We start from the raw sequence: 16701 nt of genomic DNA, 5'->3' as shown, positions 1-16701 counted from the left end.
TGGGGGTGATCGCGGGATGGATCCGGACCTCACCCCGCTCGGCCCGGACGACCCGCACCAGATCGGTGAGTACCGGTTGCGCGGCGTCCTGGGAACCGGCGGGATGGCGAAGGTCTATCTCGGACTGTCGCCCGGCGGCCGCCGGTTCGCGGTCAAGGTGGTGCACTCGATCTTCGCGAGCAGTCCCGAGTTCCGCGACCGCTTCCGCCGCGAGATCGAGGCCGCCGGCCGCTTGAGCGGGGTCTACTCCCCGGGGGTGGCCTCCTTCGACGCCGATGCGCCGAGCCCCTGGATGGCCACCCGCTTCATCAACGGGCGCTCGCTGCAGGAGCGGGTCGACACCGACGGCGTGCTGGCACCGGACGAGGCCCGGCAGGTGGTGCTCGGCCTGGCCGAGGCGTTGCAGGGCATCCACGCCGCGGGCTATGTGCACCGCGACATCAAGCCGTCCAACGTGGTGTTCGACCAGGACGGCCCTCACGTGATCGACTTCGGCATCATCGCCAAGGCCGCCGAGGAGTCCGGCCTGACCGGCAGCGGCCAGGTGATCGGGACGCCGCGCTACATGGCGCCCGAACGCATCGCGGGGGATCGCGCCACCCCTGCCAGCGACATCTACTCCCTCGGCGCGTTGCTGCACTTCCTGCTCACCGGGCAGACCCCGATGATCATCGGCGGCAAGCCCGACCTGTCGGCCATCGCCGACCCGCACCTGGCCGGCGTCGTCGCCGAGTGCCTCGATCGGGACGCCGCGAACCGCCCGACTGCGCGTGAACTGCTCACCGGCCTGGACGTCGGCGCACACCCGATGCCGACCGTCCCGATGCCGTCCGTGGTCGCCCCGCCGACTCCGGCGACACAGGCGACCCCGGCGACCCCGGCGACGGCGGCCCCGCCGATCGCCCCGCCGCCGGTGGCGCCGACCGTTGTCGTGGCCCCCACGGCGGTGACGATGCCGGCGGTGCCCAACCCGCCGGTGGCCCCGGTGGTCGCACCCCTGTCGTCTCCGTCCACCACGACTCCGCCCACAAGTCCGCCGCTGTCGATCCCACCCAACCGGCCCCCCGTCACCTCGGGCCAGCGTCGCAAGGTGCTCGCCGGAGCACTCGCCGCCGCAGTGGTGCTGGCCGGCGGTGGGCTGGGCGTGCAGGCCTGGCGCAACCGCGATCCGGGATCGGTCGCCGCAGCGGCGTCCAGTTGCCTGCAGGTGCCTGCCGGTGCCGAGCTCTCCGCCGCCGGATCCGCATCGGACGGTGCGTGTTTCGGCTTCTCCGACGGAGTCGGCCTGCCGGTCGTCGCCACCGCAGGCTTCGGCCGTGACCCGGCAGCCCTGCGCCTGCAGAACGAGATCTTCGCCGCCAACCGGGCAGCGGTCGGCACGCCGTACGGCCCGAAGGACCTCACCGTGGTCTGGCTGGGCTCGCTGTCCTGCCCGGCCTATACACCCACTGGTGCCTGCCAGGACGGCCGCGACTACGACGCCGAGCGCCAGGCGCTGCAGGCCCTGCGGCTGTCGCAACGGCGGGCCGACCTGGGTGGCCGGCTGCGCGTGGTGATCGCCGACGCCGGTGCCGACATGCGCCACACCGGCGACGTCGTCCGGCTGATCACGGCCAAGCGCGCCCAACTGGGCCGGGTGGTGGCCGTCGGTGGCGGTGACAGCCGGGACGTCACCAAGCAGGCCTTCAACGACCTGCTCGATGCCGGAATCCCTTTCGTGGCACCGAATCTCACCTCGGACGACGATGGGCCAGGGCTGCCGTTCGTGAACCGGCCCGGCTATCTGCAGCTGTCGGTTCCCAATCAGAACCAGGCCGACGCCGCCATCGACTTCATCGCTGCGCACACCCCCGCCACCGCCTCGCGCGAGGTGCTCGTCTACCACGTGCCCGACGCCGGTGACCTCTACACCACCTCGTTCGCCCGCGACGTCCAGAACTCCGCGCGGTCGAACCCTCGCACCGCCGCCGGGCCGGCCCGGATCGTCTCGGCACCCGAGGCGATCCCGCGGTCGGTCTGTCGCAGCGGCACCGGGGCGAGCCCGTCGACCGCCGTGGTCTTCGTCGATCGCTGGAACACGTTCGGCCCCTTCGCGGATGCCGTGACCCGGCTGTGTGGCGCGGCCGGGCCTGACCTGGTGGTCGGCGGGGACTCGGTGAACCGCTTCATGACCAACGATGCCGCGCGGGCCGCCGTCCGGGCGCCCTGGCCGTTGGCCTACTTCAAGAAGGGCACCCAGTGCGCCGAGCTGGTGCAGCGGGCCGGGCGCAACCCCAACGGCGAGGCGGCCAGACTGCTCAACGCGGCGCGCCGCGACCTCGGCGCCTGCGGGACGCCGGCAGTTCAGCTCGGCGATCACGTCTCGTTGGTCTGGGATGCGGTGGCGGTCGGGGCCGCGGCGGTCGAGCCGAGTGCAGCGGGATCAGCAGTGACGGCGGGAACCGCGGGCAAAGTGCGCGACGTGGCCGTCTCCGGGGCCATCAACGACTACGCGATCCGCTCGGGCGTGGTCACCTGGCCGGACGGGGCGGTGATGAAGCCGTTGTGCGTCCTGACCGTCGACCGCAGCGGCGACGGTGGGCGCTCTCAGGCCAACTGCGCCAAGGCCTTCCCGAGCGGCTGAACGTGCGCCGAGAGCGAACACGGCTCGGGCCGGGATCAATTGGTGGCGATGCTCGCGTTAGTGTCGGCAAGAACCGGGCGGTACCCATCGCCCGCCCCACGACGTCGCAGCCCCTCGGGGCAGTGCCGTCGGTGGGGTTCATTCGAGCCGGGGAGCGGAGAACTTCGTGAGCGACCTGATCGTGCCGCAGGGTGCGGGCCTCGCCCGGGGCAACCAGTCGGGATTCGGCCTGGACGAGCACATCTACCAGCGGCTGCTGAAGGACCGGATCATCTTCCTCGGTTCCGACGTGCGTGACGACAACGCGAATGCGATCTGCGCGCAGATGCTGTTGCTCACCGCGGACGACCCCGAGAAGGACATCTACCTCTACATCAACTCTCCCGGTGGCTCGGTCACCGCGGGCATGGCGATCTACGACACCATGCAGTTCGTCCCCAACGACGTCGCCACCGTGGCCATGGGCCTGGCGGCCTCGATGGGTCAGTTCCTGCTCTCCTCGGGGGCCAAGGGCAAGCGTTACGCCCTGCCGCACGCCCGGGTGATGATGCACCAGCCGCTCGGTGGCATCGGCGGTACCGCGAGCGACATCAAGATCCAGGCTGAGCTCATCCTGCACATGAAGAAGCAGATGGCCACCCTGATCGCCGAGCAGACCGGTCAGAGCGTCGAGACGATCGCGCGGGACTCCGACCGCGACCGCTGGTTCACCGCCGAGCAGGCCCAGGAATACGGGCTGGTCGACCACGTGGTCAGCCGGGCCGGCCAGGTCAGCGGCGGCGGCGGCACCGGCGCGAACGCCAACTGACCAACTCTCGCCGACTCACGTGACGACAGGAGCAGGGCAGATGAACCCCACGGGTCGCTACATCGTCCCGCAGTTCGAAGAGCGCACGGCCTACGGGTTCAAGCGCCAGGACCCCTACAACAAGCTGTTCGAGGACCGCATCATCTTCCTCGGCGCACCGGTCGACGACACGTCGGCCGACGACATCATGGCGCAGTTGATCGTGCTCGAGTCGGCGGACACCGACCGCGACATCACGATGTACATCAACTCGCCCGGTGGCTCGTTCACGGCGCTGACCGCGATCTACGACACCATGCAGTACATCAAGCCGGACATTCAGACCGTTTGCCTCGGTCAGGCCGCCTCGGCGGCCGCGGTCCTGCTCGCCGCCGGCACCAAGGGCAAGCGGCTCGCCCTGCCGAACGCCCGGGTGATGATCCACCAGCCCGCCCTCGCCGGCAGCGACTACGGCCAGGCCAGTGACATCGAGATCCAGGCCAACGAGGTACAGCGGATGCGTGAGTGGCTGGAGGAGATCCTCGCCAAGCACTCCAACCGCACGGTCGAGCAGGTGCGTACCGACATCGAGCGCGACAAGATCCTCACCGCCGAGCAGGCCGTCGAGTACGGGCTGGTCGACCAGGTGCTGGCGAGCCGTAAGGGAACCACACCGTCGTAACGGTGCGTCACCGTTGCCCCGTTCGCCCTCGGCTGACACGCTCGGTCCATCGACCGGGGATATCCGCTGACATCAGGCCCGGGGTGGCGTTCAATGGGTAGCAACGCGCCCATGGGTAGTAACCGGCAATCGGGAAGGACACCTCGTGGCACGCATCGGTGACGGTGGCGACCTGCTCAAGTGCTCATTCTGCGGAAAGAGCCAGAAACAGGTGAAGAAGCTGATCGCCGGCCCTGGGGTGTACATCTGCGATGAGTGCATCGATCTCTGTAACGAGATCATCGAGGAGGAGCTGGCCGAGGCCAGCGAGCTGGGCCTGGTCGAGCTGCCCAAGCCCCGCGAGATCTTCGACTTCCTCGAGCAGTACGTCGTCGGGCAAGAGCCGGCGAAGAAGTCGCTCGCGGTGGCGGTCTACAACCACTACAAGCGCATCCAGGCCGGCGAACCGTCGCGACGCGGCGAGGACCCGATCGAGATCGCGAAGTCGAACATCCTGCTCATCGGCCCCACCGGCTGCGGCAAGACCTATCTGGCCCAGACCCTGGCCCGAATGCTCAACGTGCCGTTCGCGATCGCCGACGCCACGGCGCTGACCGAGGCCGGCTACGTCGGCGAGGACGTCGAGAACATCCTGCTCAAGTTGATCCAGGCCGCCGACTACGACGTCAAGAAGGCCGAGACCGGCATCATCTACATCGACGAGGTCGACAAGATCGCTCGCAAGAGCGAGAACCCGTCGATCACCCGGGACGTCTCGGGTGAGGGCGTGCAGCAGGCCCTGCTGAAGATCCTCGAGGGGACGACGGCCAGCGTGCCGCCGCAGGGTGGGCGCAAGCACCCCCACCAGGAGTTCATCCAGATCGACACCACCAACGTGCTCTTCATCGTCGGTGGCGCCTTCGCCGGTCTCGAGACGATCATCTCGCAGCGGGTCGGCAAGCGGGGCATCGGCTTCGGTGCCCAGCTGCACACCCGGCGCGAGGAGTCCGAGGCCTACTCCGACGTCATGCCCGAGGATCTGCTGAAGTTCGGCCTGATCCCGGAGTTCATCGGCCGCCTGCCGGTGATCACCACGGTGACCAACCTCGACCGTGACGCGCTGGTCTCCATCCTGACCGGGCCGAAGAACGCCCTGGTCAAGCAGTATCAGCGGATGTTCGAGATCGACGGCGTCGAGCTCGAGTTCAGTGACGACGCCCTCGAGTCCGTGGCCGACCAGGCGATCCTGCGCGGCACCGGTGCGCGTGGCCTGCGAGCCATCATGGAGGAGGTCCTCCTGCCGGTGATGTTCGACGTGCCCAGCCGGGACGACGTGGCCCGAGTCGTGGTCACCCGCGAGGTCGTGCTCAACAACGTCAACCCGACGCTGGTACCGCGCGAGGCCCCGGTGCGCAAGCCCCGGACGCCGCGCGAGAAGTCGGCGTGACCTGCGGTTCGACGTGACCTGCTGCTCGAGCTGATCTGCGTCTCGAATCCTCAGGTCACCCTCTTCGCGATCCGAGAGTCTCTACGAGCTCCGCTTACCGTTCGGCGGGTGCCTCCCTGGGCCGGGATCACGAAGGGACGCCGCGGGCGATGCTGCCACGACCTCGACGTTCCGCAGCCGCCCACCCGCCCCTGCCGGGTGCCGGGCCGGGACACGATCGTGCCGCGCGGGTCCTCGGATGGCTCGGCGTCGCCGCGTGGGTGCTCCTGTCGGCCGGAGGGGCTGCCGTCCTCGCGTCACTCGCCCCCGAGGGCACCGTGTCGGGGGCCGTTGCCGGCGTGGCCGTGGGCGGGATGTTCTCGCTCCTGATCGTGCGGTTGCTCTGCGGCATCATCGTGTGGCCCACCCGGCGCATCGGGCTCCTGCTGCTGGCCGGGGGCGTGTTGCTGTGGGCCGCCGGCTCGACCACGCTCACGGTGGGCACCGGTTCCGAGACCACCTTCCCCTCACCGAGCGAGATCATCTTCTTGGCCGCCTACGCGGGGATCGCCGCGTCCCTGCTGCGCGACGTCCCGGCACGGGCTGCCGCGGCGGCCTCGACCTGGCTCGAGGTGATCGTCATCGGCGGCGGGGCCGGCGCTCTGGCCGGCGGGTTGCTGGTGACCCCGCTCGCGCCGGCGTTCGGACGCCAGGGCGTGCCGCTGCTCGTCGCGCTGCTCTACCCGCTGCTCGACGTGGTGCTGATCGTCCTCGTCGGTGGCCAGATCGTGCTGCGTCAGCGGCCCCGGTCGGCAGCGACGGCAGAGCTGCTGGTGGCCCTGCTGTTGCTCATGGCCGCCGACACGAGTCTGGTCGTCAATCTGTCCGAGGGCACCTACTCGTACGGGATGGTGCCTGGGCTGCTGTGGGTGGCCGGCTTCGTCCTGCTCGTGGACAGCGTTTGTCGGCCGCCCTCGCCGTGGGGCGTGGCCGGACTCGGACGCGTCTCCGGTGGCGTGGGCGTGGTGTTCGCCGCCGGGATCGCGGTCGTCGTCCTGGTCTTCCAGCCCGCGGGTGAGGCACGGGTGTGGGTCGTCGCCCCCGCTGTCGTCACCCTCGTCTCGGCAGGGGCGCGGTTGCTGCTGGCGTTGCGTGAGGCCCGTTTCGCGGCGGAGGCCTTTCGGCTGGCTCAGACCGACGATCTGACGGGTCTGGCCAATCGCCGGGGTCTGATGGCCCGGGTGCGAGCCGAGTTGGCCACCACCGCACCGTGGTCGCTGATGTTGGTCGATCTCGACGGGTTCAAGGAGATCAACGACAGTCTGGGGCACGCCGCCGGTGATCTGTTGCTGCGCACCATGGCGACGCGGTTGGAGTTCCTGGTGCCGCCGAATGCCGTGGCGGCCCGGCTGAGTGCGGACGAGTTCGGCGTGCTGCTGCCCGGGCTCTCGCCGGACGCCGCGGCGCACTTCGGCCGGGACGTGCTCTCTGCCCTGGCCAAGCCGGTGCGCATCGATGGTCTCGAGCTGGCAGTCGGCGGGTCGGTCGGCGTGGCCGGTGTCCGGCCGGACGACGAGCCCGGCTCCGTGCTGCGCCGAGCCGACGTGGCACTGTTCCAGGCCAAGGAGCGCCGGGGGTCCGTGGCCATCTACGACCCCGAGCGGGATGAGTTCTCCCGGCATCGGTTGCGCCTGGCCGCCGAGCTGCGCGACGGCATCGCCTCCGGGCAGCTGGAACTCTGGTACCAGCCTCAGATCGCTGCCGGCACCTGGGAGGTGTGCGGGGTCGAGGCCCTGGTGCGGTGGCGACACCCGTCCGATGGTCTGCTCGCCCCCGGATCGTTCCTCCCCACCGCACGGCGGGCGGGGCTCATGGCAGCCCTGTCCGAGGTCGTGGTGCGCCAGGTGATCGCCGATGCCCGTCGCTGGCAGGACCGCGGCTGCTCGTTCGTGGTCGCGGTCAACATCGCGCCGCCCGAGCTGCTCAGCGGTCCCGTGCTGGCTCGGCTGTTCCACGATGCCGCCTCGGCGGGGCTCCCCCCGAACTCGATCGTGGTCGAGGTCACCGAGGACTCGTTCATGGCCGAACCCGACCGGGCCCGGGCGATGATCGACGACATCCGCCGCCACGACCACCAGGTGGCCATCGACGACTACGGCACCGGCTTCTCCTCGCTGGCCTATCTGTGCGAGTTGCCGGTGAACGAGGTGAAGATCGACCGGTCGTTCGTGGCTCAGCTGCTGACCGACCATCGAACCCACATGATCGTCGCCACGACGAACGCGATGGCCCACGGTCTCGGGCTGCGCACGGTCGCCGAGGGCGTGGAGGATGCCGAGACGGCCGAGGCCTTGGTGCGCCTCGGGTTCGACGTGCTGCAAGGATTTCACTTCGCCGCACCGATGCCGGCGCAGGAGCTCACGGCATGGGTCACGCGCTGGACGGCGGAACATGTCGAGCGATCGGGCATCATGCGGTCATGACTCTCTCGAATGCCGCCGTGACCCCGCTGCGTGCCGTCGTCACCGGAGCCAGCATCGGGATCGGGGCTGCGATCGTGCGGCGGCTGCGAGCGGCGGGATGGTCGGTGCTCGCCGTGGCGCGCCGTGGCGACAGGCTCGAGGCGCTCGCGGCGGAGACGGGCTGTGACATCTGCGTCGCGGACGTGACGGTCGACGCCGACGTGGCCCGGATCGCCGCAGCCGCGCCCGGCGTGGACGGCGCGGTGCACGCCCTGGTCAACAACGCCGGGGGAGCGATCGGTTTCGAGCCGGTCGAAGCCGGTGGTGTCGCCGACTGGCAGCGGATGTTCGAGGTCAACACCCTCGGGTCGCTGCGGGTGACCCAGGCGGTGCTGCCGGCGTTGCGGGCCGGCGGGCGCGGCGACGTCCTGTTCGTGACCTCGACCGCTGCGACCGTCGCCTACCCCGGCGGCGGCGGCTACTGCGCCGCCAAGCATGCCGAGGGCGCCCTGGCTCACACCCTGCGGCTCGAACTGGTGGGTGAGCCCATCCGGGTGATCGAGATCGCTCCGGGCATGGTCAAGACCGAGGAGTTCTCGCTCAACCGCAGCCGCGGCGACGCCGCCAAGGCCGACTCGGTGTACGCGGGGGTGCGCGACCCGCTGAGTGCCGACGACGTGGCCGAGTGCATCGGCTGGGCGCTCGACCTACCGCACCACGTCAACATCGACCTGCTCGTGGTGCGCCCGAGGGCGCAGGCCGCCCAGCACCTGGTGGCGCGCGAAGGCGCCTGAACCCGCGGGCACTCAGGGCTCAGGCCGCGCGTCTCATCGGCCGATCCAGGTAGCGACAGGTCGACGTCCCGGGATCGGAGGGGAGACTCGGGTGATCAAGCCGGGTGCGCTGAGCGCAGGCTTCGGGACGGCAGGCGTCGCCATGGGCGTGGCCTTTGCCGTCTTCCCCGGTTCGGCGGTCGCTTCTGCCTCGGCGTTGCTCGTCGGCGTGACGACCGCGCTGGCCACCGCGGTGGGGCCACGGATCAACAGGTCCGCCCGACCGTTGGCCTGGCGCTTGCTCACGGCGAGTACCGTGCTGTTTCTTTGCGGCATCATCGCGCGACCATGGGCTGTCCAGAGGTCGGGCGTCGCAGCGCTGACGGCCGACCTGTTCACGTTGAGCGCCTACGGGATGATGATCGGCGGACTCGTCCTGATGCTCCGCGTGGGCGGTGGTCTGGACCGCAACGCCGTCATCGACGGCCTGATCGTCTCGCTCGGCATGGCTGCCCCTGCGGTGCAGTACCTGTCGTTGCCCGCGGCCCGGATCGTGGATCGTCCGCTGGCGATCTCGGTGCTGGCCGGGCTCTACCCGGTGATCGACGTCCTGGTGCTCTTCGTCATCGTCAATCTCGCCTTCTCCACCGCCATCCGCTTGAGCAGCTTCCGCCTGCTGGCGCTCTCTGCCTCCATGCTGTTCGTCGGCGATCTCGGATATGCCGTGATCGGTGCGCAGGGACGCCTGGTCGGGCCCGCAGTCTTGGACCTGCCATTCCTGCTCGGGTTCGTGGCACTCGGCATGTCAGCCCTGCACCCGAGCATGGCTCGGATGGCCGAGATCGTCTCCCAGCCCGTCCAGCCGTGGTCCTTCATGCGACTCAGCCTGATCGGGCCGGCCCTTGTCGCGCCGTTCGTGGTGTTGTCCGCGACGCGGGCCATCGATCGCGGGTGGTTCATCGCCGTCATTCTCAGTGCACTGCTCACCATCGCGTTGGTCGCCCGTGCGGTGTCGGCTGTCGGGCGGCTCGCCGAGACCCAGGCCGAGTGGCTGCACGCGGCGATGCACGACTCGCTGACCGGCCTGCCGAACCGGACCTTCCTGGTGTCATCGGTCGGTGCGCGGCTCGCCGGTGATCGCGCCCGCGCGGCCTTCTGGCTCATCTACCTGGACCTCGATGACTTCAAACTCGTGAACGACCATTGGGGTCACGAGACCGGTGACCTGCTCTTGAAGCAGGTGGCCCACCGGCTGCAGAGCCTGGTCGGGCTGAACGGCACGGTGGCCCGCATCGGCGGCGACGAGTTCGTCATCCTGGGCGACGGTGACCGGAGTCGTGGCACCGCGATGGCCGAGGACATCCTCCAGGTTCTGCGGGAGCCGTTCGATCTGCCGGAACTCGAGCTGTTCACCACGGCCTCCATCGGCGTGGTGTGTTGTGGCGACCAAGCGGGCGTCGAGGCGATGCTGCGCGACGCCGACGTGGCCATGTACCGATCCAAGGCCGACGGTCGCAACCGATGGACGCTGTTCGCCTCGAAGATGCGTGAATCGGTCAGCAAGCGCGTGCAGACCGAGGTGGATCTGCGGACGGCTCTGGCCCAGGGACAGCTCTGGGTGGCGTTCCAACCGCTGGTCTCCATGACGGACGCCACGGTGGCGGGGGCAGAGGCCCTGGTGCGCTGGGACCACCCGGTGCGTGGTGCCGTCCCCCCACCCGAGTTCATCGGGATCGCCGAGGACACCGGCCTCATCAACGAGCTCGGCGAATGGGTGCTGTTGGAGTCGTTGCGGCAGGTCGCCGACTGGCGAGGCGCGGGCATCGTCGACGACGGCTTCACGATCTCGGTCAACGTCTCGGCGAGACAACTCGTCGGCGATCGACTGCTCGACACGGTGGAGTCAGCCCTGGAGCGACTTCGGATACCGCCCTCGTGCCTCACGCTGGAGTTGACCGAGTCCGCCCTCATGGTCGACGGGACGAGGGCACTCGAGATGCTGGAGCATCTGCGAGGGCTCGGGGTGCGGTTGGCCGTCGACGACTTCGGCACGGGGTACTCCTCGTTGAGCTACCTCAGTCAGCTGCCCGTCTGCGGTGTCAAGATCGACCGCTCCTTTGTCAGGGACATCGGGCAGAACGACCATGACGAGACCATTGCGCGAGCCATCGTCGCCATGGCGGGTTCCCTCGACCTGGTGGTTACGGCCGAGGGCATCGAAACTGAAGATCAGTATCGAATCCTGCGTGACCTCGGGGTTCAGCGCGGCCAGGGGTGGCTGTGGGGCAAGGCAGTCAACGCGACAGCTTTCGCGAGCGACCACTTCGGGTGGACGCCCGCTACGGTCGTGGGGGCACCTCGTAGGCCCAGTACACCTGTGCATCCAGGCGGGTACTCGTGACGCCTGGGTGAAAGGCCCGGCCGAGTCGTCCAATGGCCTCGGGGAGCCGATGGACCTCAGTGTTGTAGTCGCAGATGTCCACCGCGAAGACGCCGCCCAGTGTCCCGCCCTGCTCCACCACGTGTCGGATGATCGATCCGATCGCGCGGCTGCCCTGGTAAGCGGGCGGGATCGCGACGAACCCGACGTACCAGACGCGGCCATCGTGGAACTCCTGCGGCCAGCGCGCCCTGAAGTACTCCGGCGAGACGAGCGGGACGGCCTCGAAGCGGTTGGTCATGATGCTGAGCGCGGCGACCCGGTCGGCTCGTCGATCCGTGATCACGAGCTTGTCGACCCGCTCGTCGGTCATCAGGTCATCGAACTCGGCTCGAGTCATCAGGTGACGCTGCGCTGCCTGCGTCTGCAGTGCGTCGAAGGCGTCCCGATAGATCGGCCACAGCGCTTCGACAGCGTCTGGGGCCAGTGACAGGGTGATGGTGAGTTCCCAGTCGTCATCCAGCACTGTGGCAAGGCCAGGTGAGGACTGAGACAGGGAGGGAGCTGTCTCGGTCATGATGAGGGAGATTCACATACCCGCGCGGCTATTGCAATGCGTACGTCATTCGTGACATTGAGTCATATGCGGGTGGGGGGTCGCGTGCGCCGACCGGTGTGCCACGTCCGTAGAATCAGGGCATGTCCGAGACCGTCCCCGCGCCTGCGCGCCCCGTGACCACCCTGCCGCCGACCTACACACCGGCGGAGGTAGACGGGGCGCTGTACCAGGGCTGGGTTGACGCCGGGTACTTCACCGCGGACCCGACCTCGGAGCGACCGACCTACACCATCGTCATCCCGCCGCCGAACGTGACGGGCAGCCTGCATCTCGGGCACGCCTTCCAGCACACGTTGATGGACGCACTCACCCGGCGCCGGCGGATGCAGGGCTACGACGCCCTGTGGCTGCCCGGCATGGACCACGCCGGCATCGCCACCCAGACCCTGGTCGAGCGTCAGCTCGCCGAGACCGAGGGCAAGAGCAAGCACGACTACTCCCGCGAGGAGTTCGTCGCCAAGGTCTGGGAGTGGAAGCACGAGTACGGCGGCAAGATCCTCGGCCAGATGCGCCGGCTCGGCGATGGGGTGGACTGGTCCCGCGAGCGGTTCACCATGGACGAGGGCCTCTCGCGCGCCGTCCAGACGATCTTCAAGAAGCTGTACGACGATGAGTTGATCTACCGCGCCGAGCGCATCATCAACTGGTGCCCGCGGTGCCAGACCGCGTTGAGCGACATCGAGGTCGAGCACTCCGACGACGATGGTGAGCTGGTCTCGATCCGCTACGGCGAGGGGGAGTCCTCGGTGGTGGTGGCGACCACCCGCGCCGAGACGATGCTCGGCGACACCGCGGTCGCCGTCCACCCGGACGACGCGCGCTACCAGCACCTGATCGGCACCGAGGTCTCGCTCCCGTTGACCGACCGGAAGATCCCGATCGTGGCCGACGCCCATGTCGACCCGGTGTTCGGTACCGGCGCGGTCAAGGTGACCCCGGCCCACGACCCCAACGACTTCGAGATCGGTCAGCGGCACGGCCTGCCCTCGATCACCATGCTCGACGAGCGCGGCATCGTGACCACCCACGGCCCGTTCGAGGGGCTCGACCGGTTCGAGGCCCGCCCGGCCGTGGTCGCCGCGCTGCGCGAAGAGGGTCGCATCGTCGCCGAGAAGCGGCCTTACACCCACGCCGTCGGGCACTGCCAGCGCTGCCAGACCGTGGTCGAGCCGCGGCTGTCGCTGCAGTGGTTCGTCAAGGTCGGCCCGCTGGCCCAGGCCGCGGGGGACGCCGTGCGCGACGGCCGGGTGGCGATCCACCCGGCGACGATGCGCTCGAGGTACTTCGACTGGGTCGACAACATGCACGACTGGTGCATCTCGCGCCAGCTCTGGTGGGGCCACCGGATCCCGGTCTACTACGGTCCCGCCGGCGAGACGGTCTGTCTCGGGCCGGACGACGAGGCGCCCACCGGCGACGGCTGGCGGCAGGACCCCGACGTGCTGGACACCTGGTTCTCGAGTGCGCTCTGGCCGTTCTCGACCCTGGGCTGGCCCGACGACACCGCCGACCTGCGCCGCTACTACCCGACCGATGTGCTGCTCACCGGCTACGACATCATCTTCTTCTGGGTCGCCCGGATGATGATGTTCGGCCTGTACGCGATGGACGGTGTGGCCCCGTTCCACACCATCGCCCTGACCGGTCTGGTGCGCGATCAGCACGGCCGCAAGATGAGCAAGTCCAAGGGCAACGTGGTCGACCCGCTGGACTGGATGGATGCCTACGGCGCCGACGCGCTGCGGTTCACCCTGGCCCGTGGCGCCAACCCGGGCACCGACGTCCCGATCGGCGAGGAGTGGGTGGCGGGCAGTCGCAACTTCACCACCAAGCTGTGGAACGCCACCCGGTTCGCGCTGCTCAACGGCGCCACGGTGGCCGGGCCGCTGCCGGAGCCGGCCGACCTGTCGGTGGTCGATCGCTGGATCCTGTCGCGGCTGGCCGCGGTGACCGCGCAGGTGGACGCCGACTACGAGGACTTCCAGTTCGCCAAGCTCTCGGATGCGCTCTACCACTTCGTGTGGGACGAGGTCTGCGACTGGTACCTCGAGCTGGCCAAGCTGCCCTTCAAGGCGGGCGGGCCCGCCGCCGACGTCACGCGCCGGGTGCTCGGCGAGGTGCTGGACGTCGTCCTGCGGTTGCTGCACCCGGTGACCCCGTTCGTCACCGAGGCGTTGTGGACCGAACTGACCCGGGGCGCCTCGGCCGAGGAGTCCCTGGTGATCGCCGCCTGGCCGGCTCCCGACGCCGACCGCAGGGACACCGCGGCCGAGGCCGAGGTCGCCGCGCTGCAGGAGTTGGTCACCGAGGTGCGCCGGTTCCGCTCCGACCAGGGTTTGCCACCCGGCAAGCGGGTGCCGGCCCGGATCAGCGGGCTCGCGCCCTCGCTGGCCACCCACGAGGCCGAGATCCGCGCGCTCGCGGCGTTGGAGTTCGAGGGCGAGGGGTTCGCCACCTCCTCGACGCTGACCGCGGGCTCGGTGCACGTCGACCTCGACCTGCACGGCGCGATCGACGTCGCCGCCGAACGGCAGCGGCTCGAGCGTGACCTGGCCGCGGCGACCAAGGACCTCGCGGCCGCGGGGGCCAAGCTGGGCAACGAGCAGTTCCTGGCCAAGGCCCCGGCGACCGTGGTCGCGACGATTCGCGAGCGTGCGGCCAAGGCCACCTCCGAGGTGGCGCGGATCACCGCCTCGCTCAGCGCGCTGCCGACCGCCTGAGGGTTCGGTTCAGGCCCGGCGCGCCGGCCAGCAGGACGGCCGCCAGGACGGCGCCGGAGGCCGTGGCGGCGAAGCCCCACCCGACGCTGCGGTGGTAGAGCGGTAGCAGGGCGACCGGTGCCAGCGCCGAGCCCAGGAACTGCCAGGCCAACGTCATCGACGTCGCCCCGGCGCGGTTGCCGGGTGTGCTGGTGACGGCCAGCGTGGTGCTGGTCAGGCGCCCCGCGGTGGACGCCGCGCCCCCGGCCGCCACCGCCAGCACCAGCAGGGCGACGGACGGCGTGTAGGCGGTTGCGGCGACCACAGCGGCGAAGAGCAGGCTCACCACCACGCCGAAGCGTGTCATGCCCACCCGATCGGCGAGGCGACCGAACCGGGGACCGGTGAGCAGACCGGCCAGGCCGAAGGAGGCCACGACCAGGCCGCGCTGGTCCGGGCCGAGGTCGAATCGGTCGTGGGCGAGCAGCGCCGACAGCAGGTTCAGCCCGCTGGTGGTCAGGTACAGGCCGAAGGCCACCGAGCAGGCCAGGGCGAGACGCCGGTTGGCCAGGGGACGCCAGCGCGCGGCGCTGAACAGACGCGACGCCGCGTCGTCCGTGGTGTCCGCGGTGACCGTGGTGGCCGTGGTGGCCGACTGGGTCGGCGCCTGATCGGCAGGCGGGACGGCGCCCAGCAGCGCTGCCGCTGCGGCAGCGGAGACGAACGCCCATCGGTAGTCGAGGGCGGCGGCGATACCGCCGACCAACGGCGCGAAGGCCTGCCCCGCAGCCTGCATGCCGCCGAAGACGCCGAGGGAACGCCCCAGGCGAGTGGGACCCACGAGGTCCGAGATCGCTGCCACCAGGAGTGGAGTGGTGAAGGCGTTGGCGGCGCCCTGGATCGCCCGGGCGCCCAGGAAGGTTGCCGCCGTGGGGGCCAGGGCGCACGCCAGCGAGGCCAGGGCATAGACCAGGTAGGCCCAACGGATGGTGCGGGCACGTCCCCAGTGTTCGGCCAACGTGCCGCTGACCAGCATGATCGCCGCGAAGGGCACCAGGTAGACGGTCAGCGAGGAGGCGGCGGTGGCCAACGAGGTGTGCAGCCCTTCGGCCAACTCCGGCAGCATCGTGGTCACCATGGCGCCGCCGAACGGACCGAGCAGCCCGCCGGCGTACAGGGGCCAGAGCCGAGAACGCATCAGGTCGCACGCATCAGGTCAGAGGACTTGCTGCAGGTGACGCACCTCGTCGGCGTGGGCGCGTTCGGCGGCCCGGCGCCGCCGCAGGGTCATGCCGACCAAGCCGGCGCTGGTGAAGCAGGCGATCGCCCCGACGGTCGGCAGCAGCCACGCCGCGGTGGTGCCGCCGCCGGAGTCGATGACCTGGACGACCTCCGGCTTCGGCGAGGTCGTGCGGGCCGGCACCACGAAGGTGCTCGGCGCCAGCGCCGGCTCGCGGGCCGTCCTGGTCGAGGCGGGTGCCGCGACCGCCCCGCGCGAGGTGGTGGGTGCCGCGCGGGTGGGCGTGACGGACGGCGTGGTGACCTTGGCGGTCGGGCTGGGGGTGCGGGTGGGGGTCGGGGTGCGACTGGGCGAGGGGGAGGGGCCGGCCTGGACCCGGATCCGGCTGGTCGCCTGGTTGTTGCCGGGTTTGCTGTCGACCCCCACGCCCGGGCGGACCTCGGCGGCGCCGCCGACCAGAAGTCCGGGCTTGGCGGCGGCCCCGATCGTGACGGTCAGGGTTGCCGACCGGCTGACGCCTCGAGCCATGCCGGCCTCGGTGCGGACGGCGCTACGGCCCGCCTTGGTCCAGCCCGCCGGCAGGCCACCGAGCTCGGCGCCCAACGGGGGCAGGTAGCTCACGGAGACGCCGACGGCAGGCGTCGTGCCGGCGTTGCGCCAGGTGACGGTGACCGGAACGCTCTGACCGGCGCGTCCGGCCACGGTGCCGGTGACGGCGACCGCGAGGTCCAGGGACAGTGCCTTCGGGGTCGGGGTGGCTGCCGGTGCTGCAGGTGCGGCAGGTGCTGCCGCCGCTCCGGGGGCCGCTGCGACCGACAGCGCGGGTGCAAGTGCTGTGAGTAGTGAAGCGAACACTAAGAGTGCTGATCGAGAGGTTCGGCGGGCTGCGACGCGAGCGGATTGCTCCGCAAACAGCAGCCGAGCCACGAGGCCGAGCGTAGCTTGCAGGCCCGTCCCACCTGGGCAGATCCGGTCGTGGCGGCGTGCCACGCGCCGGCAACCACCCGTCTGGGCGGATTCCTGCCACGATG

General features: G+C 70.1%; 11 protein-coding genes. 8 read left to right on the top strand and 3 right to left on the bottom strand.

Annotated elements, in window-relative coordinates; translation table 11 throughout:
• The first annotated feature begins 16 nt into the window (after nucleotides 1-16).
• The 7 genes from IPK24_16835 to IPK24_16805 all read left to right on the top strand — a co-directional run bounded on the left by IPK24_16835 (nucleotide 17) and on the right by IPK24_16805 (nucleotide 11133).
• Complete coding sequence (locus IPK24_16835; protein ID MBK8077183.1) at nucleotides 17-2623, top strand: serine/threonine protein kinase; 2607 nt, start codon at nucleotides 17-19, stop codon at nucleotides 2621-2623.
• Nucleotides 2624-2789: 166 nt separating this feature from the next.
• Entirely contained in the window at nucleotides 2790-3431 is a 642-nt protein-coding gene (locus IPK24_16830; protein MBK8077182.1) for an ATP-dependent Clp protease proteolytic subunit, read from the top strand.
• A 40-nt stretch (nucleotides 3432-3471) separates the two neighbouring features.
• Complete coding sequence (locus IPK24_16825) at nucleotides 3472-4092, top strand: ATP-dependent Clp protease proteolytic subunit (protein MBK8077181.1); 621 nt, start codon at nucleotides 3472-3474, stop codon at nucleotides 4090-4092.
• A gap of 145 nt (nucleotides 4093-4237) precedes the next feature.
• Complete coding sequence (gene clpX, locus IPK24_16820; protein ID MBK8077180.1) at nucleotides 4238-5518, top strand: ATP-dependent Clp protease ATP-binding subunit ClpX; 1281 nt, start codon at nucleotides 4238-4240, stop codon at nucleotides 5516-5518.
• 149 nt (nucleotides 5519-5667) lie between these two features.
• Nucleotides 5668-7980, top strand: a complete 2313-nt coding sequence (locus IPK24_16815; GenBank protein MBK8077179.1) for a bifunctional diguanylate cyclase/phosphodiesterase — start codon at nucleotides 5668-5670, stop codon at nucleotides 7978-7980.
• A complete protein-coding gene (locus IPK24_16810; protein ID MBK8077178.1) occupies nucleotides 7977-8753 on the top strand; it encodes an SDR family oxidoreductase in 777 nt (258 codons plus the stop codon). Before IPK24_16815 ends, IPK24_16810 begins: the two co-directional genes overlap by 4 nt.
• Before the next feature lie 91 nt (nucleotides 8754-8844).
• On the top strand, nucleotides 8845-11133 hold the full coding sequence (locus IPK24_16805) for an EAL domain-containing protein (GenBank protein MBK8077177.1): 2289 nt from the start codon (nucleotides 8845-8847) through the stop codon (nucleotides 11131-11133).
• On the opposite strand, the gene IPK24_16800 is transcribed toward IPK24_16805, so the two are convergent.
• Complete coding sequence (locus tag IPK24_16800) at nucleotides 11072-11638, bottom strand: hypothetical protein (GenBank protein MBK8077176.1); 567 nt, start codon at nucleotides 11636-11638, stop codon at nucleotides 11072-11074. The genes IPK24_16805 and IPK24_16800 overlap by 62 nt on opposite strands.
• Nucleotides 11639-11811: 173 nt before the next feature.
• Here IPK24_16800 and IPK24_16795 point away from each other — a divergent pair, with 173 nt between their 5' ends.
• A complete protein-coding gene (locus IPK24_16795) occupies nucleotides 11812-14451 on the top strand; it encodes a valine--tRNA ligase (GenBank protein MBK8077175.1) in 2640 nt (879 codons plus the stop codon).
• Here IPK24_16795 and IPK24_16790 read toward each other — a convergent pair.
• Together IPK24_16790 and IPK24_16785 are read right to left on the bottom strand one after the other, a co-directional pair.
• Nucleotides 14429-15628, bottom strand: a complete 1200-nt coding sequence (locus tag IPK24_16790; protein ID MBK8077174.1) for an MFS transporter — start codon at nucleotides 15626-15628, stop codon at nucleotides 14429-14431. The genes IPK24_16795 and IPK24_16790 overlap by 23 nt on opposite strands.
• An 18-nt stretch (nucleotides 15629-15646) precedes the next feature.
• Nucleotides 15647-16525, bottom strand: coding sequence for a hypothetical protein (locus tag IPK24_16785; GenBank protein MBK8077173.1), 879 nt, complete (start codon nucleotides 16523-16525; stop codon nucleotides 15647-15649).
• Between the last annotated feature and the right edge of the window lie 176 nt (nucleotides 16526-16701).

This window comes from Kineosporiaceae bacterium (genome assembly GCA_016713225.1).
Taxonomy (GTDB): Bacteria; Actinomycetota; Actinomycetes; order Actinomycetales; family Kineosporiaceae; genus JADJPO01.
The sequence above is the reverse complement of the archived record's forward strand: the minus strand, read 5'-3'. Positions and strand labels throughout refer to the sequence as shown.